Genomic DNA, 26,490 nt, shown 5'->3' on the forward strand with positions numbered 1-26,490 from the left:
TCCCGAACGGAACGCTTGCGCTCAGTCGCCCAGCAGCTTGAAGCCCCAGCCGAAGAGGCAGGCAACCAGGGCGGTAAAGGGGATGGTCAACACCCAGGCCACCGCCATCTGCCCGGCGATCTCCCAGCGTACCGCCGAAGCCCGTTTGGCCGAGCCCACGCCCATGATGGCCGAGGAAATCACGTGGGTGGTCGAGACCGGCGCGCCGAAGTGGGTGGCCGTTAGGATCACCGCCGAGGCCGCCGTTTCTGCCGCGAAGCCGTGCACGGGCTGCAAGCGGATCATCTTCACGCCCATGGTCTTGATGATGCGCCATCCGCCCGCCGAAGTCCCCAAGGCCATGGCGCTCGCGCAGAGGAAAATCACCCAGGACGGAATCGCGAAGTCCTTGCCCACGGGATGCAGGAAACCGGCGCCGACCAGGGCCATGGTGATGATGCCCATCGATTTCTGGGCATCGTTGCTGCCGTGGGAGAAGGCCATGAACGAGGCCGACACCAGTTGCAGATGCTTGAACCAGCGGTTCACCTTTCCCGCCGGGCTCTTGTGGAAGATCCACATCAGCAGGATCATGATGATCACGCCGCCGGCGAAACCCGCCAGGGGGGAGATCAGCAAGGACTCGATGATTTTCCATACGCCTTGGGCGTTAAGGGCCTTGAAACCATGATGGGAGACCGCCGCCCCGATGATGCCGCCGATGAGCGCATGCGACGAGCTGGAAGGGATGCCGTACCACCAGGTCAGGAGGTTCCAGAAGATGGCCGCCAAAAGGGCCGATGCCACGATGCCGTTGGTCACCAGGTGCGGATCGACGATGCCCTTGCCGATGGTCTTGGCCACCGCCGTGCTCGCGAAGGCGCCGCCGAAATTGAGGACGGCGGAAAGGATGATGGCTTTCTTGGGCGACAGAACCCGGGTGGACACCACGGTGGCGATGGCGTTCGCCGAATCGTGCATCCCGTTGATGTAGTCGAAGACGAGGGCCAGGGCTATCAGCCCGATCAGGATGGGCAAACCTTCAGCCATGCTTCAGCACGATCCCTTCGATGATGCCCGCCACGTGCTCGCACATGTCGGTGGCCGTTTCCAGGTTCTCGTAGATATCCCGCCATTTCATGACTTCCAGGGGATTGGGGCTGCCTTTGAACAGGTTGGCCACCGCCTCCCGGGCAATCCTGTCCCCAAGATTCTCCAGGCGGTTGATTTCGATGCAATGGGGGATGACCTTTTCGTACTTCAGGTCCTGGACCACCGGCATCACCTTGTTCAGCTCCGCCACCTGCTTGATCAGGACCTCCACTAGCTCGCGGACCGGTTGGGTAATCTCGACGATGCCGTACAGCACCATGCGCTCGGTCACCGCCTCCATGTAGTCCATGCAATCGTCGAGCCCCAAGCACAATTGGTGGATATCCTCCCGATCGATGGGGGTGATGAAGCTCTTATCGAGCCGGATCAGGATATCGTGGGTCAGGACGTCCGCGTCATGCTCCAGCCGTTCCAGCCGGGCCGCGCAACCGGCAACGTCCCCGGAAACGACCATTTCCCCCAAAACCTTCGCCCCCGCCTCCAGGATTTTGGCGCATTGGCAGAACATTTCGAAGAATTTCGCATCCGAGGGAATCAGCTTCTTAAACATGGGGGCAGCCTCCTAGGGGGTTTAAGCCGCATTCTTCGGCGGCCCGAAGGTAGAAAAAAACCCGGCCCCCTCCTTATAATGGACGATATGCGCATCCCCGTGAATTTGATGGTCTTCTTAACGGTCGGCGGGGTTTTCTACGGTTTCATTTTGCCGAAAAAAGCCGCCTTCACCCACGATTTGATCCGGGCCTTCCATGGCGGCCAGGTGTCGCGGGAGGATTCGGCCAAGGCCATGGTGGAGGCCCGCATCCTGGTCGACCTTTGCCCCAAGGCGGATTTGTCGGAATACCGGCCGTTGGCCTGGACGGATTACTATGCGGAAAGCGCAGAAGATGCGTCTATCACGCATTCGTTTTCCTGCGACGCGCAAGACCGGAAATTCCTTTTCCGGTTCCATGACGGGTTGATTACCGAAATCGTTGATTTGCGGTAGAGGTGGGTCCTAGGCCGGGCCGCCCCTCCGTTCCGGCTCGGACGCTCGCTGCCTATACTTCGCGGTCTATCCACGTCCTGGTAAAGCGGACGCCCGCGAAAGCTGGGTTGGGTCCTTCGCGACGGCGCGATTCGACCGAGAGGATCTTCCGCGCCTGATCCCGTCGCGGGCTTTCGACGGACTTTTGTCGATTCGCTTTCCCAGGACGTGACGCGCGCGAACTCGCCGGAGCGGAGGGTCGGACCGGCCTCGGCCTCGGGCCCTCTGCGGAAATCACGAGTTCGGAATACTTCGGGACGGGCCGGATAGGGATTTCCTTGGCGCGATGGATGGGGGATTGAGAAGGGATGGGAAAGGGATTGGGAGGGTCGTATTAGAAATACCTACGGGAGGAGGAAGACTGATCGGGAAGAGGAATACCTCTCGGGAGAGGTATTCCTACTGGGGCCGGCTTAACGGATGAGCGGGGGGGAAGGTTACCTAACGGGTAATCGGCAAGAGGGACTGACCATTGGCGGAGAAGCAGTCCGGGCCGGCGCAGAGGAATGGGGCGCCATCGAAGATGCGGACTTGGAAGGCGGGGGAGGCCGCGGCGGCGCGCTGGGCGGGGGCTTCCAGCCCGGTCGTGGGCGTGTTGTATTTGGAAAGCCAATTGGTGGCGAAGCCTTTCCCGAGGGCGATCATCCCGTCCAATTTATAGTGGGTCCCGTCGGTCGCGAAGCCGTAGGTGTCCACGGTGCTTACGTTGGGGACGTTCTTGGCCACGGCGCGTTCCGCCGCGCGGATGGTGCCGGCGTATTGCCATGAGCGGGAGGAATCGATCATGCCGATGATGAAGGGGAGGTTGGGCTCCTTCAATTGCGAGCGGATGTCCTTCACGAGGTTCGTCAAGTTGGTCTGGTATTCGTTCGCGTAACCTTGGTTGTTGCCGTCGAATTCCCCTTGCATCCATAACACGCCGGACCACACGGGCGTGTATTGCGGATCGAGCGCGGCCAGCCCGGCTTTCGCCGTCGCGAGCGCTGCGTTGAACAGGGAACCGGTCGTGCCTCCGGAGCTCGGCGGCCGCCAATCGGTGGCCAGGTAGGTGCTGCCCACCGAATGCTTGATCAAGGCGATCTTGGCGCCCGGCAGGGAATCGGACAACGTCTTCCCGAACAGAAGCTCGGGCCCGAAGTATCCGGCGGCATGGCCGAAGTCCATGCCGTTGTTCATCCACTTCTTCTTCTTCGCGTTGTCGATCTCGCCATCGGCGTAGATGAGTACGTTCGTCTGGCTCTGGGTATAGGCCGAAGGCATGCCGGTGGAAGGGGTCCAGCCGGACATATTGGATTGCCCCGCCAACAAGAAGACCTTGATGGGCGTAGCGGCCGCGGCGGGAAGCGCCGCCAGGCAAAGGGCGGCGAGGAACGGATGGGCGAAGGCGGGAAAGGGGGTTTTCGTGAAGATGGCAGGTCCTTTCAAGGCACCAGGACGGAGGCGCGGTGATGGGCCGAACCCGCCTGGGCATCCAAACGATAGATACCCGCGGGGATCGCCGCGAGCGGAAAACGCGCCATACGGAGTCCGGTTTCGGCCTGAGTCGTCCCGGTCATAACGGTTCGCCCGGAAAGGCTTGTCAAACGCACCGAAACCGCCGCGGGGCGGTCGAGGGAAAGGGAAAGCTCGAGGGCGCCGTTCGCGATCCGCTGCCCTTGGAACGCGCCCGCCCCGGGCCCGGTCCCGGCTTGGAGGCCGGTGGCCGCCAGGTCGAAGAAATTATTGTCCTTCGCGAACTTCCACCAGGCTTCGGCGGTGGCGGTTCCGCCCGCGGCGGTGGGGTGAATGCCGTCCGAAGTGTATTCGGCGTAGTGCCCGGCCCAGGTCGGCCGGAGATCGAACCAATAGCATTTCGGCTCCACGCTGGCCTTGCAGATCTTTTCGACTTCGGGATTGTACACGTCCTGGTTCGTCTTCAGGGTAGCCCAATTGCTGCCATAGGGATCGGCATAGCGCATCCATACCACCCGCTTGGTGCCGCTCGTCTTCATCGCGTCGAAATATTGCTTCACGGTGCCGAGCGCGCTTTTTATCTCCGCGCAATCAGCGGTCGCGGTCGCGCCGCAGCTATTCATCAGATCATTGCCGCCCCCGTCCGTGAACAGGAAAGTCGGTTTCGGGGTGCAGTCCTGGTATTGTTTCAGGATCCCGGTCATGACGGCGCCGGACACCGCGATTTGATGGACGCTTACGCTGGCGTCCATGTACCCGTCCGCCCGGGCCAGCCGGGTCAGCTCCGTGGCGATGTTGGCGAGCGCGAAAAAGGATTCGCCGTTCAAGACCAGGTCGTTGGCCTTGATCTTGGTCTGGGCCTGCGCGAACGATGTCGCGCCCGCGATCATGAGGCCGCTCAGGGAAAGTACGCTGATGAATCGCATAGGGATCTCCTTGGGAAAATGCAAGCCTGGAAATGGACTTCCGGATCCCCCTCCGAATCCAAATTCAACCTAACGGACGCCGACCCCGGCGGATCGGATTAAAGTGACGAACTCTCTTCCCGATCGCGCCCGTGTCGAATTTTTACGGTTACGTTCGATATCGGCCTGATCCGGCGTTTACCGCTTGTATACCGGCGGATTGGGGCCCGGAACCATTTAACACCATTTTAACTGGTGTTTTTAACGCGGGTCTACATCGTTTAACCGTGATATCGGTATCCGATCCAATCCGGTTGTGGTAGAGGAAGAATCGGTTAAATCGCGCAGTATTCCCGTTGGAATTTGCAATCGCCGGAATAGTGATGTACAATGGGCCCGACCCCCAACCGACCCTTCCTCAACCCAGACATAAGAGGTCCCATGTTCCAACTCCTTCCAAGCGGACTCGTTCTTCTATTGCTCGTCCCGCTTTCCGGCGTTGCAACCGCCCAGGGGGCCTGGACCGTGCAATCCACGGAATTCAACGACGACTTTTCCAAAGCCTCCTTTCCGGATGCCGATCATGGTTGGATTATCGGCGCGAATAAAGCCAATGACAGCGGGGTGGTGGTTTCCACCTCGGACGGGGGCGCCACCTGGACGCGCAAGCCCTTCGGCCGGCCGATCAACATCGCCGCCCAGCAATTCGTGACCGCCAAGATCGGTTGGATCGCGGGCAAATGGGATTCGACCCAAAGCGCCGGCATTTTCAAAACCGTCGACGGCGGGGATCATTGGGTTCTGCAGACGCCGAAGGATTCGACGCTCTGGAATGCCAACATCTATCCGGGCGGCCCCATATTCTTCCTGGATAGCAATACCGGCTGGGTGGGCGGCGGCCCGAATGCGATGCTCAAGACCACGGATGGCGGGGTAACCTGGAACACCCTGGGTACCGGGGCCGGCGGAATCATCTTCTTCCTCGATGCGGATACGGGTTGGATGAGCAACGGGATCACCAGCATCAGGAAAACCGTCAATGGGGGTACCACCTGGGTTACCTATCCCATCGGGACGGCCAATACCCAGAGCTCCCTCTTCTTCGCCGATAGCAAGCATGGTTGGATTACGACTTATAGCAGCAATACCAGCGACAAGGGAATGGTATTGGCCTCAACCGACGGAGGCGCCACCTGGTCGGTCCAGAACACCGGCGCCGCCGGAACCTTATATTGCGTCGATTTCCCGAGCCAGGATAGCGGCTGGGCCATGGGCCGGTTCGGCAACATCCTGCGTTCCGGGGACGGGGGAACGACCTGGATCCTGCAAACCAAGGCCGTCGATAAAGGCCTGCGCTCCATGGCCTTCATCGATGCGCAAACGGCCTGGGCCGTCGGAGACGGCGGCGCCATCCTGAAATTCGATGCCGATGCCGTGACCGGCATCCGGACGCGGTCCTTGCCCGGGATCCATTCGGAAGCCCGGATGCGGCGCTTCGATGCCAATGGTCGCTTGAAAGTCAGGGGTCGCTCCCTTGGAGGCGGTTCCCCGGCGCCAAGCCCCGACCTGCGGGCGAAAACCTTTTGATGCGGGCGATTTCCCTCCCATAAGCGGGCCTGTTGGCGATACTTTAAGGCCGGAACCACGGTCGCGCGTGAAGTCCGGAAAATCGCCAAACATAGGCCGGGAGGGGAATCGTGGATCGGAATCAGGTAGCGGGACGGACGCAAAGGACGAAGCCATTGTTTACGGCCATCGTCGGCCTGCTGCTAATGGGCGCCACCGGCTTTTCCCAACAGATCACCGACTTTAGCGCGTCGTTTTCATACCTATGCGATGACAGCTACTTCAACAAAGGCGATAGCTTATTGACTTTCCGGACCGTGGGATCCACGCCCCTGCGCATCCGCAGGGTCCGTCCCGCGGGATGGAGCAAAAGCAAACGCCTCCCTGCCCTCATCATGTATTTCGGCGGCGGCTGGACGGGGGATTGCGCGGGGGAATTCAAATGGATGAAGGATTACTTCAAGGATCAGGGGTTCGTCATCTTCATCGCCGAGTACCGCCTCGGCGCCCCCATCGAGCAGAAGGCGATACCCGATAGCAAGGCCGCGGTCCGATGGGTGCGGGCCAACGCCGACACGCTGGGCGTCGATCCGCAAAAAATCATCTCATACGGAAGTTCGGCAGGCGGGCATCTGGCCGCGGCCGTGGGCACGGTGAAGGGATACGAGCTTTCGGGCGAGAACCTTGCCATCTCCTCCCGTCCCAATTGCATAATTTCCCTGTGGCCGGTCATGGACCTGACCAAGAGCTTCGGGAACATGACGTCGGTGGATGCGAAGCTGGTCTCGCCCGCCTGGGCTCTGTCCGATACCGTTCCTCCCATCCTGGTCATGATGGGAAGCAACGACCCTTACATGAGCGGAGTCCAGCAATTCAACACCAATGCCGCGGCCTATAAGTTCGAGCACCAGTACAAGGAGTTCCCCAATGCCGGGCATGATTTCGGCTTCCGCCCGGTGGGCGCGACCGACAAGGGCAATGCCGGGGAAGATTCCACCATCGCCTGGACGATGGCGTTCCTGAAGCAACGTAGCTTGCTGCCCTCGCAGGTTACGTCGATAGGTCGCGAGAAGAAGGATGTCCGGGCCTTTCCGGAAGGGGCGGGAGCGGAAAACCCCAGACGCTTTACCGTGCAGGGCCGCTTGCTCCGTCCGATCTCCGGCGCGTCGGCGTCTTCGAGGCGCTCCGCTGTCGCATACCCTTCACCATCGGGACGTCCATAAAAATCCCGGCGCCGCGGGGAACTCGCGTCACTACGAATTGATTTATGGGATCACTCCTAAATCGTATTTTTCGCTACCTCCAACCCCATATACCGGACACAACCCAGGAAAAATGCAAAACTCCAACCGCATATCCGCGATAGCCATCCTCGCCTTCACGATCTTTTCCTCACCGCTAATCGCGCAGACCCCGTCGAACGTCATGCAATTGCGGAAGCAGACCGGCAGCGGCATGACCTTGTATTACCATCTTTATAAGCCGGAGGGATATTCAAGCAATGTCAAATACCCTTTGATCATGGCTTTCCACGGCGTCGGCGAGGACGGCGATTCCTCCAACACCCTGTACATCAACAACAACGGATTGGTCTCGGCTTGGGTAGCGACTGCATTCCAGAAGAAATATCCTTGCTTCGTCGTAGCGCCGCACAATCCGAGCGGGTCGTGGATCGATACCGACTGGACGGTGAGCAACACCAATGTCAAGTACAGGCAGGGCCCGATTTCATCGCGGCTCGCCGTTTCTATGAAGATCCTCGATTCCTTGATCCGCGAGTTCCCGATCGACACCAACCGCCTCTACGTCACCGGGCTTTCCATCGGAGGCTGGGCCACGTGGGATTTGGTGACGCGTTATCCCGATAAATTCGCCGCAGCCTTACCGCAGAGCGGCGGCGTGGATACGAGCAAAGCGGGCCTGCTCGTGCGGACCCCGATCTGGAGCTATAACGGCAAACAGGATGCCGTGGTCGCCCCCCTGAGCGTCAACCTATTCATGGATAACCTGGATAAATTGGATGGCGACAAAGGGGTGGTGTACACCCAATGCCAAGGGAATAATTGCCCTGCCAAGATGAGCGCAAACAAAATCGATTCGCTTATCAATGCCGGCATGACCCATTTCTATTCGCTGGACCCCGCTCATGGGCATGAGGGCTGGGACTTGTATTATGGAGACACCCTTATCCAGAAATGGATCATGAAGCAACAGCGCGATACTCCCGCTGCCGGCTTGAAACAGCGAACGCGGAACTCGGCGTCCCATGGGCCTCAGTCCGGATATGGTTTGATCCCTCTAGGCTCGAGGAACACGGAGTCGGAAAGCGGGTCCGGGCCGGAACTATTCGAAGCCAACGGAAAACGGGTCATGATCCAGGCATCTCCGGAAAATCCGCCGGGCCAGGCCGAATGACGAAGCCCCCGCTTACGGCGACAGCCCGTCGAAGTCCAACGGTGATACGGACGGGGGCGGCCGCGCCGTTGCCAGGCGCACCACGAAAAAAAAGCCTCCCGATTTAGGGAGGCTCGCTTCAAATCCGGATTTCAGCGCTTAGGCTTTGGGCTTGCGACGGACGAATCCGAGGCCGGCCAGGCCGAGGCCAATGCGGGCCAATGAACCGGGCTCGGGAACCGCGGGGGTATCGGGCGTGAAATCAATGGTCACGTCATATCCCGGGCCGCCATTGTCCGAAAAGATTCCGTCATTTTCGGCCAAGAACAGATAGGCCGATGGGCCGACCGGGGTGGTAAAAGAGGCGGAACTTCCCACGAAGAAGGCCGAACCCAGGGGGTCGATTGTGGTAGCGGAAGAAGACCAAATCCCGATCAAGGAGTAAACCGGCAGGCCTCGAAAATCGCCGGCCAATCCGTCAGGACCCGTGCAAAGCGAACCCGCGTCCACGGCGCAACCGGTCGCGATGGTGAGCAGTCCACCGGTGGCGAAATTGAATGCGGACCCGCCGGATTGAACCGCGCCCGCGTCCGTGGCGCCCGGGGTCGCAATTGCGGATGCATAGGGATTGGCGCCCCCGGCCCAAGCCGTGTTATAGAGGTTGTCGCTACCATCCACGTGTTGGGTAATCACGACGGCGTGGGACATGGAGGCCGCTGCCAGTAGACTGAGTGCGAAAGAACGAATCATGGTTGAATGCTCCTTTTCGCCATTTTAAAGCAAGATGCGGGCCTGGCACAATCAATTCCACAAAGAACGAAATTACCAAAAATCAGGGTATCCCCTTTTCCAATCTGTTCGATTCGCCGACATTTGTCGAAATACTTTCCACCCCGGTTCAAGCCTATCCCGAAGGCTTGAGAATCGGGCCGAAGGGTTCGGCCCGAATCGGTAGCGGGTTGTTACGGATTGATTTGGACGGCGAGAATCTTGTAAGCGCCGCTTGAAACGGCATTCTCGCCTAATTGCCCGCAAAATGCATGATCATAATTATCGTCGGTGAAAATCAGAACCGGCCGATTATTTAGGGATGCATCCTGAAGCGTCTTAAGCCAATTACTCGCGGATTCCGATCCGTTTAGGAGAAATCCAGCCAATCTGCTCGGAAACTGAGGTGACGTAACCGAGGCAACCGGAAATCCATTGGGATTCTCACACTGGCCTCCGATATAAGTCATAACCGTAAAAGAACCCGCGGGCAATAGATAACCAGTGGTTCTGGGTGAAACGATCAGCCGCACCGTGTTGAAGCCGGCCGAAACCGGGAAGCCCGCGGTCTCGTTGACATACTGAGCGCTGCCGATAAGGTTGGTTTTCTCCGCAAAACCCGAAAGGCTTCCGCCGGACGCGGAATTGAGCGTCACGAAGCTTTCCAACCCGCGTTGCTCATGGGTATAAGCGTTATTCGTCCCATAGAGTCCCGTCGCCACGACGGTGATGTACCCTGCGCTCGGGGCGGTAAAGGGTAGCGCGAGAACGACCGTATTCGAGGCAGTTACCGGGACCGGGCTGCTGATAGCGGCGTAGGTTACCGCGCTTGCGCCGACCGGTGTCGTTGCGGTGAAATTGGCCCGAACCGTGGCATTGCCTGTCAGGGTTACCGTGGTGCTGGCCGATGTCGCCGACGCGATCGTTGCGGCACTACCGGCCGGGATCGTCCAGTTCAGGAATTGATAGCCGCTGGCCGGGATCGCGGCAATGGAAGTCGCCACGCCGAAATTTACCGCTAGCGTGCCGGAGGGCGACGTTGTTCCATGGCCGTCATTGGTCATGGTGAGCGAATAGGTTACGGGCGTAAAATTCGCCTGTACCGCCGCATTGCCGCTCGTAAGGGTTAGCGTCGTGCTGGCGGAGGTCGGATTTGCGATCATGGCCGTGCCGTTGGTCACCGTCCAGTTGGCGAACGCAAGCCCGGCTGCGGGTGAGGCGGCGATGTTTATCGCAGCGCCATGATTCACGGTGATCGGGGAGGTAGCCGGCGCCGTTATCGATCCGCCGGTTCCCGCCGTGATCACCAACTGATAGGTCTTAAGCGCGAAGTTGGCCGCTATCGTGGCATTGCCCGAGTTCAGCGTGACCGTTGTCGAGGGTGAGGCCGGATTGGCGATGTTCGCCGCGCCGCTCGTCACGGACCAGTTGACGAAATTATACCCGATAGCGGGTGATGCCGCGATCGGAGTAGCCACGCCTTGATTCACTACCGTCGGCGAAGTCGCCGGAGCGATTATTGATCCACCAACCGATCCCACCAAGACGGTCAACGAGTACGTGGGGGTGGCCGTCTGAACCAGGATATTGTCCAGATTGATGCAGGTAGCGCTCGATGTCTCGGCTTTGTAAGCGATCGTGTTATTTCCCGCATTAAGCGGTACGGTTTCGGTTTCAGAGGCCCATGTGTCCCAATTTGAGGTGGCGTTGAAGGTGATATTCTTGATTTTGGTCCCATTGACATAGAGACCGGTATTGGTGCTGGTGCCGTTTCCGGCGGAATACCGCGTCGTGAGGGTAGCACTTCCAGCTGATGCCGCCGAAACGGTAAAAGCCGTTTGGGCCGTGGTGTTGTTGATGTATCCATCCACGAAACCCGTCCCCGTATATCCGGCATGGTTCGTATTTACATTGGCCCCTCCGGACCGCGTCGCGCTCTCGGCTTCGTACTGGGTAGCCGCCATTGTCAGACTTGGCAGAAAAAGGCAAATCGCCTTTGCCACAGTCCCTAATAAACCTTTCATTATTTCTCCTTTGATTGTTATCGCTTAATGCAAGACCAACGAATGTAGTTGAGGGAATATGCCGGGTATACGGCGGCTAAAACGCTCTTTTGCCACCGTATCGCGATGCGGAAGGCGAGATCGCCCTCCCAATTACTCGTAGATACTGATGTTATCTGCGGAGTACATGCCGTTTGAGGTCGTGGCATAAAACCCGAGCTGCATATACGGCATCGTTCTCCAATATCCATTCCAATATGATTCCTATTGAGGTTAAGAATCCAACCAGGATATCTGATTGGAATGCCTAGTTAGGATTCCTAAGCTGGCCCTTTTGTGCCAGTTATTTTCCATCTTCGCTGGAGAAGGTTGAGTTCCCGTACCGCGTCGCGCTTTCAGCATTTCGTCCCGCGGGAAGATTGTGCTTGGGGGAATGTGACGAACCCAATTCGGCCGTGGGAGTTAAAAAGCCACTTATCCTCAGAGGGGCGCGCCAGGTCGGCAAGACTTGGCTGATTCGGGATCCGGCCCAACGGCATGGGCTCGATCTGCTCGAGCTCAATTTCGAGCGCAATCCGGAATATCGGAAGCATTTTTCGGCGAACACTCCCCGCCAAGTGCTGGATGATCTCTCCCTGGTCCTGGGCAGATCAATCCAACCGCAACGAAGTTTGTTGTTGCTCGACGAGATCCAAGTCACGGGGGAAATGCTCGGTAAGTTGCGCTGGTTCGCGGAAGAATCGCCGGAGCTACCGGTAGTTGCCTCCGGCTCGCTGCTCGAATTCTCGTTTAAGAATCACTTATGCGCCTTCTCGACCTGGCGGGCACGGAAAAGCCTTCACCAGTTCATGCATGACAAGAAGCTGTCGCTCGCCGTGCGCTGCGACGCCAATCCGCCTGCCTTTGTACCTAATAAGGAATCTCCCGCAATTCCTGCCGGAGATAGGAGACCAAAAGGCCCCTATCGTACGATTACTTTTCCGATCAATAATCGAACCAGGCGGAACGTGGAATTTATTCTCCCGGATTGATCCGAATTCGGGACTCATTCCGCTGTAACACCCTTTCCACCGTTGGAGACCCAACACATTGGCAGAGTTCGCCCATGCGATTCACGAGCCAATAATAGACCATTAATACTGGTCTTATCGAGGAGCGCCCGCATGGCTATCGCGGGAAAACCGCTTGGTAAAAGGCCGATCAGTAGCCAATTTTTTTGTGATCGAAACATGCGGATTCGTTCAGTTACCACCAATGGAGGTTGTTGATGGGAAAATGGTTAAGGATGTGCGCGATCCTGGCGGGAGTTTTCCTGCAGGCATACGCTGCTGCGGCCACTCAATTCGAAGCGGAAAACGCGACGCTTTCGGGCGGCGCGAACAGGAACACGAATCATGCCGGGTTTACGGGAACCGGATTCGTCGACGGTTTCTTCCAGAGCTCCACCGCCCAAGCGAGCTTTGCGACCGTCTCCGCGACCGCGGCGGGACCCAATACGGTAACGCTCAGGTACTCCGCCGGGAATGGGACCAGTACCAATACCGGTCTCTATGTCAATGGCGTGAAAATCAAAAACATCACCTGCAACGCCACGGCCAACTGGGATACCTGGGCGAATGAAGTCGAAACGGTAACGCTCAACGCCGGGAACAACACCATCGCCTACAAAGCCGAAACCTCAAGCGCGAGCAGTATCAACCTCGATAACATTTCCGTCCAGGCCATCGCCCAAACCTTTACGGTTACCTATAACGGTAACGGATTTACCTCCGGTACGCTTCCTGCGTCCGCATCTTTTGCTCAAGGAGCCACGGTGACGGTAGCGGCGGCCAGCACCCTTGCGCGGACAGGATTCAATTTTTCGGGATGGAACACCGCCGCAAACGGTAGCGGAACCTCCTTTTCTCCAGGCTCCACCTTTATCATGGGTGCCGCGAACGTCACGCTGTTCGCCATTTGGACGGCAATCCCGACGCTGACGCTCACCATCGGCAACGACGGACATGGAGCGACCTCCCCCTCCGGCCCGGTTACGGTAACCGCCGGCGCAACGACTTCGATCACGGCAACGCCTTCCGCCGGGTTTCAATTCTCCAGTTGGTCCGTAGTTTCCGGTAGCGCCGCCATCGCCTCGGCAACCTTGGCAACCACCACGGTGACAACCCCGGGCGGCAACGCCACCCTTCAGGCCAATTTTACGGCAACGGCCCCGGCAGGCGGCAACGGCCTGTCCTTCGCTGAAATCAGCGGGCCGGTAACGGTAACCTCAGCCAACACGGTTGTCCTTGCCTTGCCCTTCACCGCCCCTTCGGCCGGATTCATCACGGTAACCGTAACCGGACTTTATGGCACCGCCAGCCCCTATTCCGATGAGCAACGGGGCCTGGAAAGCTTCATTACACTCAACGCCACTTCCGGCGGCAGCCTTTCCGGGTTTTTGGAAAAGCCCGTCCAGCAAGGAGGCGCGCAGTACGTGAGCGAGACGAAAGGATTTCCGGTTACCGCGGGCGCGAATACCCTGCGGCTGATCGCGACTCCCCGATCCACGCTGACCACGACGGTCTATCAATTCGCAAGATGCCGGATGACGGTCGTATTTTCGACGCAGAAGTTGTAACAGCAAACGGATCTATTAACTCAGGTTATCAGCCATTTCAAAACATAGGAGTGAGATTATGAAGAGAAGCGGATTTTCCACAGGTTTCGCGCTGTCGGCCCTGGTCGTTGCGGTATGCAGCTTGCGAAGCATGGCGGCGGTGCATTCCCTTTCATTCGGGGCGGGCTCGGTCGAACCCCTTCAATATTTGAGCGCATCCCAGGGCGGGTTAAACGATCCGAATAATCCGAATCGTTTTCCCGTTTATTATGTGGAGAGTTCAGTGACTGCCGTCAACCGTTTCGGGTTTTTGCTTGACGGATCGGAATGGGCGAAATTGTTGGTGAAAAAAATCGAAGACGCCTACGCAAACAAAACCATGATTACCATTTATTATGATGATTCCTTTCCAAAACTGATTAAAGTGGAGCATGCGCTTCTCGGCGCGAATGTATCCGCGCTCGCCAGCCCCATCATCTACATTACGACCTGGACGACATCCAGTTTCTGAATGCAATCCAGGTCATGAGCTTTAAAGAACTCTCGGAAGCCGATTCATGTGGTAGGCTTCCTCGCAGTTTCCCCGCCGGGCGATCGGCGGGGATTTCCGAAATAAACGGCGCATAGGAAACCAAAACCTCCGCGTACACCGCGACATGTGGCTTGGACGGCGGAACCAGGACCGCCATTCGTGTGATCGAGGTTTGGGGTTGGAGGCCGATGCTGCGCATCCCGTCCGACCAGGGACAAGCAGTCGCAGGGGCGTTGCGGGGGCGGTAAGCCCCCGCAGAGGGGGAAGCGAAGGCCACCGCAGGGGCGGGCGCGCAGCGCCCGCTACCGAGGAGGCCGGAGCGAGGGGGAGGCTTCCCCCGCTTTAGCCCTTCGCGGCTTCCGCCCGGGCCGCCGCTTCAGCCTTGAGCTGGGCCATCACCTTCGGATCGATTTGGATATGCAGTTCCCGCAATTGCTTGTCGGTGACTTCGCCCGGCCCGCCCATCAAAGTATCTTTCCTTGTCCGGAGCGCCGTTGAATCCGGGGTCGAATAAATGGGGTATCATGCCGCAGCCTGAAGAATTGAAGGGGATCCGCACCGTCATCACCGAATATGCCGACGGCAAGAACGTGTTCTCCAGCGGCACCAAGCGCGCGAAGATGGACGCCCTGTTCGAAGAGATGGGGAAGGAGATGTCCACGGCACGCGATGTGCCTCGCCTAGTGGCGGCCCTGACGGCCAAGTACAAGGCGCAAGTGGACAAGATAGCGGCGGGCTAGGTCATTTCCGTACGTAACCCCGTCGCGCCCGGTAACCGTCCTGCGCGAAGCGACCGAGAGGCCCTGCGGGCTCTCAGCCCTTCGCCGCTTCCGCCCGTGCCGCCGCTTCCGCCTTAAGCTGCGCCACGATCTTCGGATCGATGTTGATGTGCAACTCGCGCAACTGCTTGTCCGTCACCTCGCCCGGGGCGCCCATCATCAGATCCTGCGCCTTCTGGTTCATAGGGAAGGCGATGACCTCGCGGATGTTGGACTCGTCGGCCAGGAGCATCACCATGCGATCGACCCCGGGGGCGATGCCTCCGTGAGGCGGGGCGCCGAGCTTGAAGGCGTTGATCATGCCGCCGAACTTGCGTTCCACCACTTCGGGCCCGTAGCCGGCAATCTCGAAGGCCTTGTACATGACTTCGGGCACGTGGTTGCGGATGGCGCCGGAAGACAGCTCCACGCCATTGCAGACGATGTCGTACTGGAAGGCGTTGATCTCCAGCGGGTTCTTGGTCAAGAGCGCTTCCATGCCGCCCTGGGGCATGGAGAAGGGGTTATGCGAGAAGGCGATGCATTTGTTCTCTTCGTCCCATTCGAACATGGGGAAATCCACGATCCAGGCGAACTTGAAGACGTTGGGATCGATCAAGTCCAGATCCTTGCCCAGCTTCTTGCGGATCTCGCCGGCCAGCTTGGCGGCCACGTCCTTCTTGTCCGAGACGAAGAACACCGCGTCGCCTGCGACGCCGTTGCCGCCGCCGTTCACGCCGCATTGCGCCGCCAACGAAGCCATTTGCTCCGGGGTGAGGAACTTGGCCAACGGGCCTTTGACGGGCGCGGCCGCATCGCCGGTCCAGACCAGGTAGGCCAGGCCTTTGGAGCCGATCGACTGGGCGAACTCGACCAGCTTGTCGAAGAAGGAGCGGGGCTTGTCGGCGATGGCCTTTACGGGTATGGCGCGCACCACGGAACCGGCGGCCACCGCGTTCTTGAAGGCCTGGAATCCCGACTCGGCGAACAGAGCCGACACGTCGCGGATTTCGATGGGGATGCGCAAGTCCGGCTTATCCGATCCGTATTTGAGCATGGAGTCGGCATAGGCAATGCGGCGGAAGGGGATGCCGTCCGACTTCTTCGTGGAGAACTCGGTGAAGACGCCGTGGACGACCTTTTCCACCGCGGCGAAGACGTCGTCTTGGGTCACGAAGGACATTTCGATATCGAGCTGATAGAATTCCCCGGGCGAGCGATCGGCGCGCGCGTCCTCGTCGCGGAAGCAAGGGGCGATCTGGAAATAGCGATCGAATCCGGCCACCATCAAAAGTTGTTTGAATTGCTGGGGAGCCTGGGGCAAGGCGTAGAAGTGCCCGGGATGGATGCGGCTGGGAACCAGGTAATCGCGCGCGCCCTCGGGCGAAGAGCTCGTGAGGATGGGCGTCTGGAATTCCATGAAGCCGAGATCGGTCATGCGGCGGCGCAGGGAAGAGATGACCTGCTGACGCAAGATGATGTTCTTGTGGAGCTTGTCGCGGCGCAAATCCAGGAACCGGTATTTGAGGCGCAGATCTTCCGGGCTATCCTCTTTGCCATCCACCAGGATGGGGAGCTGTTCGGCCATGGACTGGACGGTCAGCTCATGGACCGTGATCTCCAGCTCGCCGGTGGCCATGGCGGGATTGACGGTGGCGCCGTCCCGGGCGATGACCTTGCCGACGATGGTGATTACGCTCTCGTAGCGCAGGCGCGTGGCGGCATCGAAGAAGGGGCGCTCGGGATGGAAGACGATCTGGGTGATGCCGTAATGATCGCGCAGATCGATGAAGAGGAAGTGGCCGTGATCGCGGCGGCGGAACACCCAGCCCGAGAGTTTGACGGTTTCGCCTACGTGGGCCTTGCGCAATTCGCCGCAGGTGTGGGTTCGATAGAGGTGCATACGCCTTCCCGGTTGCCGCGCGTCGCGCGGGCCAATCCGGCCCCGCCTAACGACTTGGAACGATAGGCCGGGAAAAATAGTAGAAAGCCCGGCCGGGGCCAAACCGGGAGGCCAAAGGGCCGCGCCTAGGCGGGTGGCGCCGGGGCGGGGCGCCGGGGCGGAGCGCCCTTAGAAATGCACCGCGGGGAGCAGGGTCAGGTATACCGGATTGAACTTTCCTTCGGCCCAGGTCCAGGCGGTTCCGTAGCTCATGGACAAGGAGACGCGGTTCCAGATCCACAAACGCGCCCCGAAGGTGGCGCCGGTCGCGCCGGCCAAGTCCCAAACGGAGTTGGCCACGTGGTCACCGACTACGCAAGTTCCCTCAACATCCAGAGGACAAAGACCGTATTCGTAAACCGTGTAGGCCGTGGCTTTGTGGGCGCGATGGAATACGGTTCCCGTGAACTCCAGGTTTTCCCCCAGGAACTTTCCCGTCTCCAGGCCCGCTTCGGCTTCCATGTCGTTGCCTAACGAGTTGAGGCGGCGATGCCAGGTCTTGTTGGTGGTGAAACTGGCGTATGCGCCCAGCCGTGGCCAGAAGCGGTATCCCAGCAAGGTCGTCAGGCTCAATTGGTCGTACCCGTTGATCCAGCCGAAGCCGACGCGCAGGGGGAACTGCGCCGGCAGTTCCGCTTTGCGCCAGGGCAAATCCACCTCTTCGCGTTCCGGGGTGCCCTTGGCGAGCCCCACGAGCTGAATCCCGCTGGAGAGATCCTCCGGACCCACTTCGCGCATTTCCTTGTCCTTGAGACGGGCCTTCATTTGCGTGGTCTTGCGGCCTTCCTTGCGAAACACCCGGTAGGTCCCCGGCGGCAACGCGAGGATGGCATCCTTGCCCTTCTCCTTCCGGAATTCCGCCATCACCAGGGACTTCGCGTCGGCCACCAGCAAATCGCCATCGAGATCGGGCTTGAACCGGAGGCCGCCGCGGCCCGAATTCAGATCGGTCAGCACCACGTCGCCTTGCACGTCCAGGTTGAGCGCCGCCATGGCATGCTGGGCCCCGCCGCGGGAATCCTCCGTTTCCACCAAGGTCTTCTGGAAGGCGTACTGGTAGGCTTCCATTAAGGTTACGCGCCGATCGCCGGACACGTCGCCGGCCCCGCGCAAGGCGGTCATCAGGTTATGGGTGAAGAACGATCCCTGGAATTGATCCGATTCCTGCGCGTTCTCGTCGGGGGCGCTGGACGCGATCAGAACCGAACCTTCGGTGTTCAGCTTATCCTCGACGAGGAAGGGCTCGACCAGCCGGGCGCCTTTCAGGCGCGTGATGGCCCCGCTCTGGCAGGCATCCAGGATGCCGATGCGCAGCTTGGCGGGGATTTTCTCGATATGCTCCTTCAGATCCTTGAGCGGATATTCCTTGGGCCCCAGTTTCAAGTGGGTACCGGTGCCGTGGCCGGAGTAGTAGAAGAGGAAGATCACCTCATCGGAGGGAGCGGCCGCCAGGCTCTTGGCGCGGATGTCCTCGAAAGCCCGATCGAGATCTTCCGGCCGCGGCGACTTGAGCAGGAGCAGGTTGTCCTCTTGCACGCCACCCGCTTCGACCAGGAGCTCGGCCATCTTCTGCGCATCGGCTTCGGCGTATTGCAGGCGCGGATCGTCGTCCAGCCCGCGGTTATGGCCGGCCACCAAGGCCAAGCGGACGGTCTTGGCGGAAGCCGGCAAGACCACGGCAGCGAGAAGGATGGCGATCAGGGTCGGCGATTTCATGGGCGTACTTTCTTGCGCAACAGGAAAAAGGAAACGCGGGATCCGGAAGGGGCGCCATCGGATAAAACCCGCTCCAGGCCGGGAAGATGGCGGGCGGATCGGCCCCAGGCCCCTCGCAGCCAGGCTTCCAAGGCGAGGGTGTCCGACGGCGAAGGCGTCCAGATTCCCACCAGAGCCTCATCGGCGGGATCGGCGTCCAGCTCCAGGGCGAACGGGAAGGTCTTGTCCTGCCCGGCGGGCGAGATGGAATCGGCTCCGGCGCAGGAAAGGCACCCGATACGGCCGTTGGCGTCGAGGGAAAAGAAACGGATGAATCCGCTCCGGTCGGCGGAGTAAAAGGCCTGCAGCCGATCGCCGGGCCGATACCATCCCCCGCTCTTGGCCGGCAGGATGCTCGCCCCGCGCTTAAGCAGATAGCCGATGCGGAAGCCCTCTCCTTTGATGCGGGTGGCCTCTCTGTCCATCCCCGCTCCGGCGGGGAAGTATCGAATCGCGAGCGCCGCCGCCAGAGCCAAGGTCGCGAAAGCCAAGGCCGGACGAGGCGATAGCAAGGTCCTGACCCATCCCGGCCATGTGGGCCGGGCCCGGGTTTGGGATCGGGTTTGGGTCTGGGTCCGGGCCCCGGCGCGCAACGATTCCATCACCCGGCGCGTAAACTCCGGATCGGGAGGCGCCGGCCGCTTCCTCTCTTCCAGCCATGCGGACCACTCGCGGTCCAATTCTTGGGCGTCCATAGGTTATCCCTTCCTCCCGAATCCGCGCAGCTTGACTTGCAGAGCTTCCCTCGCCCGGCTCACCCGCGATCGGATCGTCCCCGCATTCGTCCCTTGTATCACCGCCGCCTCTTCATAACCGAAGCCTTCCACCACGGTTAACTCGAAGGCCATCCGTTGCTCCGGATTCATGTCCTCCAAAGCGTCTTCCAACAGCATCCGGATGCGCAGCCGGCGGGCGGGATCGCCCGGATCGGGGGCGGGCAGGTTTTCATGATCCTCCAGCTTTTCCGTCGCCTTCCGTTTGCGGCTGCGCACCAAGTCGAGGCAGCCGTTGCGCGCGATGGCGAACAGCCAGGTGGAAAAGCCGGCCTGGTTGCGGCCCGTATAGCTCCCGAGCGATTGAAAGGCCTTCAAGAAGGCGTCCTGGGCCAAATCCCGCGCGGCCTCCGGATCCCGTATCATGCGGTTGAGGAACCCGATCAACGGCCCTTGGTAGCGATCCACGAGGCCGGCGAAGGCATCGAGGTCCCCGCCGCGAATGCGTTCCAGTAGGACTTCGTCCCCTTCCGAGGTGGCCAGGTCAGATTTCATGGGTATTCGATGTAGGACGCCGGAAATGTGGAAAAGTTCGCTTTTTCTTCCGAATCGGCGGTTGCTCAGCAAAGGACTGGGATTGTACTCTTTTTTAACTATTTTCGCAGATCCCCAATGTGGTTACCCTGAGTAGCGTAGGCTTCGAATTTTTCATCATCGCCGCTTTGATCCTGGTGAACGGTCTGTTCGCCATGACCGAGATCGCCGTGGTTTCGGCGCGCAAGGCCCGTTTGCAGCAATGGGCCAACGAGGGCAACCGGCGCGCCCAAAACGCCTTGGACTTGGCCAACTCCCCCAATCGCTTCCTGGCCACCATCCAGGTGGTCATCACCATGTTTACCTTGCTCACCGGCGCCTACGGCGGCAGCACCATCGCCGAAAAGATTTCCGCGCATTTGCAGGGCCTTCCCTGGGTGGGCCAGTATCACGAACGCATCGGCCTCTCCATGGTGGTGGTCGCCGTCGGATTCCTGCAAGTGGTCTTCGGCGAGCTCGTACCCAAGACCGTGGCCCTGAATCATGCCGAGCAAATCGCATCCATCGTGGCCTGGCCCATGCAGCTCATTTCCCGGCTGGCCTCCCCCATCGTTTCCTTCCTCGGGCTGTTCACCGACGCCATCCTGCGCATGGTGGGAAGCAAGCCCTCCACCGAGCCTCCCGTCACCGGGGACGAAATCAACGTCATGATCGCGCAAGGCACGGAGGCGGGGGTTTTCCAGGAATCCCAGCAGGACATGGTGGAAAGCGTCATCGAGCTGAACGAGAGGCGCATCAATACCATCATGACCCCGCGGCCGGAAATCGTATGGCTCGACGTGGAAGCGTCCTTGGATGAGAGCAAGGAAAAGATCCTGGGTTCATCCTATTCGCGCTTTCCCCTATGCCGGGATAGCCTGGACGAAATCCTCGGCATCGTGCACACCAAGGATTTGCTGGCCGATTGCATCGCAGGCAAACCGCTGGACCTGGTTAGCAAGGCGCGCAAAGCCCTTACCATCCCCGAAACCATTCCCGTGCTCAAGTCGCTGGAGTCCTTCAAGGAATCGGGCATCCATATCGCCCTGGTGATCGACGAGTACGGCAGCTTGCAAGGGCTGGTCACCCTTAACGATATCCTCGAGAGCATCGTGGGCAACATCGCGTCCCATGATCAGAAGGAAGAGAAGCCGGGCGCCGTGCGGCGCGAAGACGGGTCCTGGTTGGTGGACGGCATGCAGCCCGTGGAGGATTTCAAGGACCTGATGGAGATCGACGACCTTCCCGAGGAAGGCACGGACACCTACCAGACCCTGGGCGGCTTCGTGATGATGCAGCTAGGGCGCATCCCCAAGCCCGGCGATCATTTCCAGAGCGGCGACGTCCGCTACGAAGTAATGGATATGGACGGCAACCGGGTGGACAAGGTGCTCGTCAAGAAGGAGGAGCCCCCGCCGGATTCCCAGGCGGAAGATCGGGCTGGGGAGGAGAAGGGCTGAGGGAACGGGACTGCAGGCCTCCCTGGCCCCAGACCCATTCCTTCTTCGCATCCTCCGCTTCCAACTCCTTGGCATGCCCGTAAAAATCGAGGATGCCTCCCCAAATCAGCTTTTCCGTGACCGCGAACCGGCCCGAATGGCTGGAGGGGGTCAGTATGACGGAAGCGAGCCGCTGCTTTTCATCGTCCAGGTCCTTCTCGGCCTTCTTGAGGCCCGAGTACGCATCGGCCACCGCCTTGAGATCCGCCTTCACCCGGTCCGACATCACGGCCCCGTACTTGGCGACCATGGCCTTCATGTGCATCAGTTTCTTTTCCAGGGGCTCCAGCTTGTGCGGGATCTCCGCCTTGAGGCGCTCCACTTCGCGCAAGCGGATCTTGGCCGCTTCCGCCGCCTTATCCACGATGTGGATGTGCGTATGGCATCCTTCGGCCCCAAGATCGGCGATCTCGACCTCGCCGTAAGCGCGGATCTCGCCCCCGACCACGGCGCATCCCGGCTTTCCCGCCTTCAGGTGCATGGCCGTAACCTGGCAGTTACGTAATCCCTTGGCAACTTCCACGGCGCCGTCCCCGCACTCGATGCGGACGTCCTGGGCCGCCATCAGCTTGATCCCCGTTTTGGCGGCGACGCGGCCCTTGCCATGGCCGAAGACGCACCCTTTGACGGTCACCGTCGCCGAATGGGACACGACTTCCGCGCCCTCGACCGTCCCTTCCACGGTGATGTTCCCGTCGGCCTCAACCGTGAAGCCTTCCTTCACGTTGCCCAGCACCAGGATGTCGCCATGGTAATGCAGGTTACCGGTGTGGAAATCCACGTCGCCTTTCAGCGTATAGGTGACCCCGACGCAGAGGGCGCCCGCATTGTGGTATACGAACCCGCCCACGGCGGCCACCAGGCTCATGCCATCGGGGCTGACGGTGGTATTGGCGCCCAGTTTGAATTGAGCATCCTTCGCCGCCGGCGCCGGCAGAGGCTTGCCGAAGATGTCCTCGCCCGGCGCGGCCGGTACCATGGGCGTCTTTACCGCCAGCACGTCGCCCTTTTTCACCTGATGGATGTTATCCACGTTCTTATAGTCGGCCTTGCCATCCTTTTTCATCACCGGCGCCAGATCGCTATCGACCTTGATCGATTCCTGGATCACGGCGTCCTTGCCCGGTTTGGGAAGCAGGCCCTGGGCGATGACTTGCCCGCGATCGTACTGCTTGCCTTGGATCATGCGATCGACCGCCGACCAATCGACGCCCTTCACGACTTTCAGGCTTTGCAACTTCTTGGCGACGTCTTCCCGCGTCAGGGTCAGACCCGCGGCGGCGATGGCGCTCTTGATGGTCAAGACCGCGCGCTGGGGTTCGGTTTTGATTTCCAGGTAATCGCCAGGGTTGGCTACGGAGGGAGAGGCAGGTTTTCCGGCCTCGGCAGTTTTCCCTGCCACCGTAGGAGCGCTAGTGGCCCCGGGAGCGGTCGTTGCTTCCGAGGACGTACCCGATTTGGGGGCCTCGGCCATATGATTATTATAGGACAGGCCCTAAAAACAGGGCAATACCTTAATTCTTACCTATCGGTAATAATCAAGGTCGGGTGGTCATCTGCCTATTTGGGCGGATTTTGGAGGCCCTGAAAGGATACAGCCTCGGGCTCATGGGCACTCGGAAAGCCGCGGCGCGCCATTGGCGCTCCGTTGGGAGCTGCAATGGCGCGCCATAAATCCCGTCACAGTATCTACCCAAGCATGCGCATTTTCGCGCTATCGGACGTTTGGGTCGCTTAACCGTGGCGCGCCATTGGCGCGCCGACCGGCGCTACATTGGCGCGCCATGGGTTCGGGTTCACCCCACCGCCTCCCGATGCACCGCCGGGGATCGCAGCATATCCAAGCAGGCTGCGACCGCGACTGATGCCCCATCACCTGGACCCAGGCGGGTCTCCAGGGCGGCCAGGCGGCTTTCCCATTCCGGCGGCGAGGCCAGGCCGTCCCACAGGGAACGGAAGACTTCCGTGTCGGGACCGGGCGCGGTACCCGCCCACTCCGGGAAGATCGCCTCTCCCACGATCAGATTGGGTAGAGCCAAGCGACGACCCGCGAGAAGCCTCTTTCCCAACGCGTAGGTGAGGGGATCCAAAAGGGCCATGACCAGGGTGGGCACGCGATTGCGGGCCAGCTCGAGGGTGATGGTGCCGGGGAAGGCCAAGGCGCGCGGCGCATGGGCCAACGCCGCCGCCGCATCGCTGCGGACCCTCAATCCCGGCGCACCGGGTTCGCGGAACGCCGCCGCGGACGCCAAAGCCGCCCTCCTCCCCGCATGCCGTCTGACGATACGCTCCGCCTCCGCCTCCAGGAAGGCCGGCACGATCACGTCCAACGGGGCATCCTGCGGAAGCTCTGCGGCATCCAGCAGGCGCAGCCAGGCCGGCAGATTGCGTTTAAGGACCGGCAGGCGGCTGCCCGGGCATAAGGCGATCGGGCCGTCCTTGGTTAACACCGGAGTTACCGTATCCTGGAAGTGACCCTGGGTGACTTTAAGGCCCGGGACGCGCCAGGCATCCGACTCGAAGGCGTACAGCGCCTGCACCGAGCAGCCCGCCAGGGCCCTTCTGGCCTTGCGCAGCTTGCGGTCCGGATGGCGATAGGCCCATGCCTGGGGCGGGGCGATGAAATGGACGGGAACGCCCAGGCTGCGCGCCAGGCGGGCCAGACGCATGTTGAGGCCCGGGTAATCGACGAGCAACGCCAAATCGGGCCGGAAGTCCCGCAGGGCCCGGGCGGCCGCGAACCAAAGGCGTATCGCGAAGAGGCCACGCACGAGGGCGTCCCCCGCTCCGCTGAAGGCGGTCCGGGAGATGGGGAACAACGGCCGCAAGCCCTCGGCCTCGGCGCGGGGCCCGCCCAGGCCGGCCAACTCGAGGTCGGGCGCTTCCGCGCGCAGCCGCGCCAGCGTTTTCCCGAGGATGGCGTCCCCGGAGGCTTCCCCGGCCGACACGAATACTCGCAGGGGCCGGCTCATGATAAGGTGATGGGATCCAGACGCGTGAGCGATGGAACGACGCGATCGAATTCATCGCCGCGCACCGGCCCAGCGGTATGCGGATGGATCCAGATGGTGGTCCAACCCCGGGCCCGGCCCGATTCCAGGTTGTCCATGCGATCGTCCGCGAAGTGGATACGCGCCCCTTCGCCATGGCGCGCGCGCACGTGGGCGTCCACCTTGGCGTAGGCGGGGAGATTGGGCTTGCCTTCCCAATCCATATAAGCGATGTCGAAAATGCCTTCCAGGCGCCGCGGGAAAACCCGGCCCGCCGTTCCTACGGCGCCCGCCGTTCCTACGGCGCCCGCCACCTCTGCGCTGCCCACCGCGCCGCCGACCCCGGCCGCGTCCAACGCCGAGGCCGCGTCCCGCGCCGCGCCGGCCTCCGCCTCGGGCAACAAGCCCTCCAGGCCCATGGACCGCATCCCCCGCACGGCCCAGTCCATGCGGGCGTTGGTGAAGAGGTAGACCGGATGGGGCAAGCGCGCCAGCCAGTCCTGCAAAGCCGGATCGGGCGGCGGCAAATGCTCCGCGCCGATGGCATGGATGAAATCGCAATAATGGTTCCGGTCCACGCCGTATAGTTCTTCCAGTCCCTTGAGGGTGGTACCGTACTGGTCCCATAACTTGATCCGCAACGCATCGGCGGATTGGCTATCCATCCCGAGGAAGGTCTGCATGTACAGATTGATGCGCCCATCGACGGCGTTCAAGGTCCCGAGGGTGGAGGGATAGAGCGTATGATCGTAGTCGAGGAGCAGCACGGTGGAAGGCTTCAAGGCGACTCCCAGAAGGCTTCTAGCACCCCGAAGGTAAATCCCCAGATGGCCCCGCTGCCGTCCGCCACCTTGATGCAAGGGAAGGAAAGCTGCGGATGCTTTTCGCTCATGGCCGCCATCAGGCGATTGGCGGGGTCGCGCAAATAATCCTCCGGCAGCCAATGCGCTTCGGCGATTTCCCTTTCGTCCAAACGGACCTCGGGCTTGGCGGCCATTTCGAAAAGGAAGGGGGCCACGGCCATGGGAATGCCCATATGGTTGCCGGCGATGGCCAGGGGCAGGGGCCGCACCAGATGGGCCCGCTCTAAACGGACCCCGCTTTCCTCGAAAGTCTCGCGGATGCAGGTTCCTAAAAGATCAGGGTCCCCGGGCTCGCGACGACCGCCGGGCAGGGCGAAATGACCCGACCAAGGGTCCTTGGGATTGATCGCCCGGCGCAACAACAAGTACTCGGGATTCTCCCCTTTCACGCGGATTAGGGCCACTGCGGCGGCCGCTTCCGGCCCGGCAGGACCGGGTCCAGGGAGTGCCGAGAGAGGCGATTCGGAATGTGACATCGGTACTCCCAAACTATAAATATGGCTGGTCGGCTTCGTGCGGCAAGTCCCTCTGATAGTTGGAAAACAGGCCTTCCTGGCAATTTTTGTTAAATTTACAGGGATATGTTAAGACCGCCCAAAGCGCATCTCTTAGGCGCCAGCGTTCCCGATTTGGAAGCGCTCGTAAAGGAACTCGGCCAGCCCGCGTTCCGGGCACGTCAATTGCGCGATTGGATGTTCGGCCCCTTCGAGTCCGATTTCGGTAAAATGTCCAATCTCCCCAAGGCTTTGCAACAAGCGTTGGAGGAAAAGGCGACCTGCCGGGTGCTGGGCGTGAAAGCCAGCCAGACCTCCCATGACGGGACCACCAAGTGGGTTTTCGAAACCCACGACGGCCACTTCTTCGAGACCGTGCTCATCCCCAGCGAGGATCGCCGCTCCATCTGCGTTTCGTCCCAGATCGGCTGCGCCATGGGCTGCACCTTCTGCCGCACGGCCACCATGGGATTCATCCGCAATCTCACCTTAGGGGAAATCCTGGAGCAAGCCTGGTTCGTGAGCCGCCACCTGAAAGACACCGAAGGGCCGGAGGCGCGCCTTAGCAACG

Annotated in this window: 23 protein-coding genes and 1 pseudogene; 10 read left to right on the forward strand and 14 right to left on the reverse strand. The window is 60.5% G+C overall.

What is annotated here, in order from left to right:
- Nucleotides 1-21: 21 nt before the first annotated feature.
- Together JF616_19865 and JF616_19870 are read right to left on the reverse strand one after the other, a co-directional pair.
- A complete protein-coding gene (locus JF616_19865; protein ID MBW8890019.1) occupies nucleotides 22-1,029 on the reverse strand; it encodes an inorganic phosphate transporter in 1,008 nt (335 codons plus the stop codon).
- Nucleotides 1,022-1,642 (reverse strand): DUF47 domain-containing protein, encoded by a 621-nt coding sequence (locus JF616_19870; GenBank protein MBW8890020.1) that lies wholly within the window; start codon nucleotides 1,640-1,642, stop codon nucleotides 1,022-1,024. The genes JF616_19865 and JF616_19870 overlap by 8 nt, the downstream gene beginning before the upstream one ends.
- 108 nt (nucleotides 1,643-1,750) lie before the next feature.
- Here JF616_19870 and JF616_19875 point away from each other — a divergent pair, with 108 nt between their 5' ends.
- Nucleotides 1,751-2,077, forward strand: coding sequence for a hypothetical protein (locus JF616_19875; protein ID MBW8890021.1), 327 nt, complete (start codon nucleotides 1,751-1,753; stop codon nucleotides 2,075-2,077).
- A gap of 480 nt (nucleotides 2,078-2,557) precedes the next feature.
- On the opposite strand, the gene JF616_19880 is transcribed toward JF616_19875, so the two are convergent.
- Nucleotides 2,558-3,541 carry a hypothetical protein gene (locus JF616_19880; GenBank protein ID MBW8890022.1) on the reverse strand — a complete coding sequence of 328 codons (984 nt, stop codon included), beginning with the start codon at nucleotides 3,539-3,541 and terminating at the stop codon, nucleotides 2,558-2,560.
- The gene (locus tag JF616_19885) at nucleotides 3,538-4,494 is read right to left on the reverse strand and encodes an SGNH/GDSL hydrolase family protein (protein MBW8890023.1); all 957 of its coding nucleotides are present in this window, start codon (nucleotides 4,492-4,494) and stop codon (nucleotides 3,538-3,540) included. Before JF616_19885 ends, JF616_19880 begins: the two co-directional genes overlap by 4 nt.
- A 420-nt stretch (nucleotides 4,495-4,914) precedes the next feature.
- Between JF616_19885 and JF616_19890 the strand changes: the two genes are divergently transcribed.
- The 3 genes from JF616_19890 to JF616_19900 all read left to right on the forward strand — a co-directional run bounded on the left by JF616_19890 (nucleotide 4,915) and on the right by JF616_19900 (nucleotide 8,454).
- Nucleotides 4,915-6,060 (forward strand): hypothetical protein, encoded by a 1,146-nt coding sequence (locus JF616_19890; protein MBW8890024.1) that lies wholly within the window; start codon nucleotides 4,915-4,917, stop codon nucleotides 6,058-6,060.
- A gap of 110 nt (nucleotides 6,061-6,170) precedes the next feature.
- Complete coding sequence (locus JF616_19895; protein MBW8890025.1) at nucleotides 6,171-7,262, forward strand: alpha/beta hydrolase; 1,092 nt, start codon at nucleotides 6,171-6,173, stop codon at nucleotides 7,260-7,262.
- A gap of 112 nt (nucleotides 7,263-7,374) precedes the next feature.
- Nucleotides 7,375-8,454, forward strand: coding sequence for a prolyl oligopeptidase family serine peptidase (locus tag JF616_19900; protein MBW8890026.1), 1,080 nt, complete (start codon nucleotides 7,375-7,377; stop codon nucleotides 8,452-8,454).
- A 138-nt stretch (nucleotides 8,455-8,592) separates the two neighbouring features.
- Here JF616_19900 and JF616_19905 read toward each other — a convergent pair.
- Nucleotides 8,593-8,676: pseudogene (locus JF616_19905) on the reverse strand (PEP-CTERM sorting domain-containing protein).
- Between the two features lie 719 nt (nucleotides 8,677-9,395).
- A complete protein-coding gene (locus tag JF616_19910) occupies nucleotides 9,396-11,225 on the reverse strand; it encodes a carbohydrate-binding protein (protein MBW8890027.1) in 1,830 nt (609 codons plus the stop codon).
- A gap of 434 nt (nucleotides 11,226-11,659) precedes the next feature.
- Between JF616_19910 and JF616_19915 the strand changes: the two genes are divergently transcribed.
- The 4 genes from JF616_19915 to JF616_19930 all read left to right on the forward strand — a co-directional run bounded on the left by JF616_19915 (nucleotide 11,660) and on the right by JF616_19930 (nucleotide 15,072).
- Nucleotides 11,660-12,235 (forward strand): AAA family ATPase, encoded by a 576-nt coding sequence (locus tag JF616_19915; protein ID MBW8890028.1) that lies wholly within the window; start codon nucleotides 11,660-11,662, stop codon nucleotides 12,233-12,235.
- A gap of 236 nt (nucleotides 12,236-12,471) precedes the next feature.
- Nucleotides 12,472-13,821, forward strand: a complete 1,350-nt coding sequence (locus tag JF616_19920) for an InlB B-repeat-containing protein (protein MBW8890029.1) — start codon at nucleotides 12,472-12,474, stop codon at nucleotides 13,819-13,821.
- Between the two features lie 58 nt (nucleotides 13,822-13,879).
- Nucleotides 13,880-14,311 carry a hypothetical protein gene (locus JF616_19925; protein ID MBW8890030.1) on the forward strand — a complete coding sequence of 144 codons (432 nt, stop codon included), beginning with the start codon at nucleotides 13,880-13,882 and terminating at the stop codon, nucleotides 14,309-14,311.
- 545 nt (nucleotides 14,312-14,856) lie between these two features.
- The gene (locus JF616_19930) at nucleotides 14,857-15,072 is read left to right on the forward strand and encodes a hypothetical protein (protein MBW8890031.1); all 216 of its coding nucleotides are present in this window, start codon (nucleotides 14,857-14,859) and stop codon (nucleotides 15,070-15,072) included.
- Nucleotides 15,073-15,145: 73 nt separating this feature from the next.
- Here JF616_19930 and aspS read toward each other — a convergent pair whose 3' ends face one another.
- The 4 genes from aspS to JF616_19950 form a co-directional block, all read right to left on the reverse strand.
- Nucleotides 15,146-16,993 (reverse strand): aspartate--tRNA ligase, encoded by a 1,848-nt coding sequence (gene aspS, locus JF616_19935; GenBank protein ID MBW8890032.1) that lies wholly within the window; start codon nucleotides 16,991-16,993, stop codon nucleotides 15,146-15,148.
- Between the two features lie 168 nt (nucleotides 16,994-17,161).
- Nucleotides 17,162-18,748: a caspase family protein gene (locus JF616_19940; protein MBW8890033.1), complete on the reverse strand. Its 1,587-nt coding sequence runs from the start codon at nucleotides 18,746-18,748 to the stop codon at nucleotides 17,162-17,164.
- On the reverse strand, nucleotides 18,745-19,482 hold the full coding sequence (locus JF616_19945; protein ID MBW8890034.1) for a hypothetical protein: 738 nt from the start codon (nucleotides 19,480-19,482) through the stop codon (nucleotides 18,745-18,747). Before JF616_19945 ends, JF616_19940 begins: the two co-directional genes overlap by 4 nt.
- Before the next feature lie 3 nt (nucleotides 19,483-19,485).
- Entirely contained in the window at nucleotides 19,486-20,055 is a 570-nt protein-coding gene (locus tag JF616_19950) for a sigma-70 family RNA polymerase sigma factor (protein ID MBW8890035.1), read from the reverse strand.
- A gap of 128 nt (nucleotides 20,056-20,183) precedes the next feature.
- On the opposite strand from JF616_19950, the gene JF616_19955 reads away from it, so the two are divergent.
- Nucleotides 20,184-21,533 (forward strand): HlyC/CorC family transporter, encoded by a 1,350-nt coding sequence (locus JF616_19955; protein MBW8890036.1) that lies wholly within the window; start codon nucleotides 20,184-20,186, stop codon nucleotides 21,531-21,533.
- On the opposite strand, the gene JF616_19960 is transcribed toward JF616_19955, so the two are convergent.
- The 4 genes from JF616_19960 to JF616_19975 all read right to left on the reverse strand — a co-directional run bounded on the left by JF616_19960 (nucleotide 21,469) and on the right by JF616_19975 (nucleotide 25,901).
- Complete coding sequence (locus JF616_19960) at nucleotides 21,469-23,046, reverse strand: DUF342 domain-containing protein (protein ID MBW8890037.1); 1,578 nt, start codon at nucleotides 23,044-23,046, stop codon at nucleotides 21,469-21,471. The genes JF616_19955 and JF616_19960 overlap by 65 nt on opposite strands.
- Nucleotides 23,047-23,368: 322 nt before the next feature.
- A complete protein-coding gene (locus JF616_19965; protein MBW8890038.1) occupies nucleotides 23,369-24,544 on the reverse strand; it encodes a hypothetical protein in 1,176 nt (391 codons plus the stop codon).
- Nucleotides 24,541-25,344 carry a hypothetical protein gene (locus tag JF616_19970; GenBank protein ID MBW8890039.1) on the reverse strand — a complete coding sequence of 268 codons (804 nt, stop codon included), beginning with the start codon at nucleotides 25,342-25,344 and terminating at the stop codon, nucleotides 24,541-24,543. Before JF616_19970 ends, JF616_19965 begins: the two co-directional genes overlap by 4 nt.
- A complete protein-coding gene (locus JF616_19975) occupies nucleotides 25,341-25,901 on the reverse strand; it encodes a CoA pyrophosphatase (protein ID MBW8890040.1) in 561 nt (186 codons plus the stop codon). The genes JF616_19970 and JF616_19975 overlap by 4 nt, the downstream gene beginning before the upstream one ends.
- Nucleotides 25,902-26,006: 105 nt before the next feature.
- On the opposite strand from JF616_19975, the gene JF616_19980 reads away from it, so the two are divergent.
- Nucleotides 26,007-26,490 (forward strand): 23S rRNA (adenine(2503)-C(2))-methyltransferase RlmN (locus tag JF616_19980; GenBank protein MBW8890041.1); only part of this gene is annotated, 484 nt, incomplete at its 3' end.

Source organism: Fibrobacterota bacterium, from assembly GCA_019509785.1.
Classification (GTDB): Bacteria; Fibrobacterota; Fibrobacteria; order UBA11236; family UBA11236; genus Chersky-265.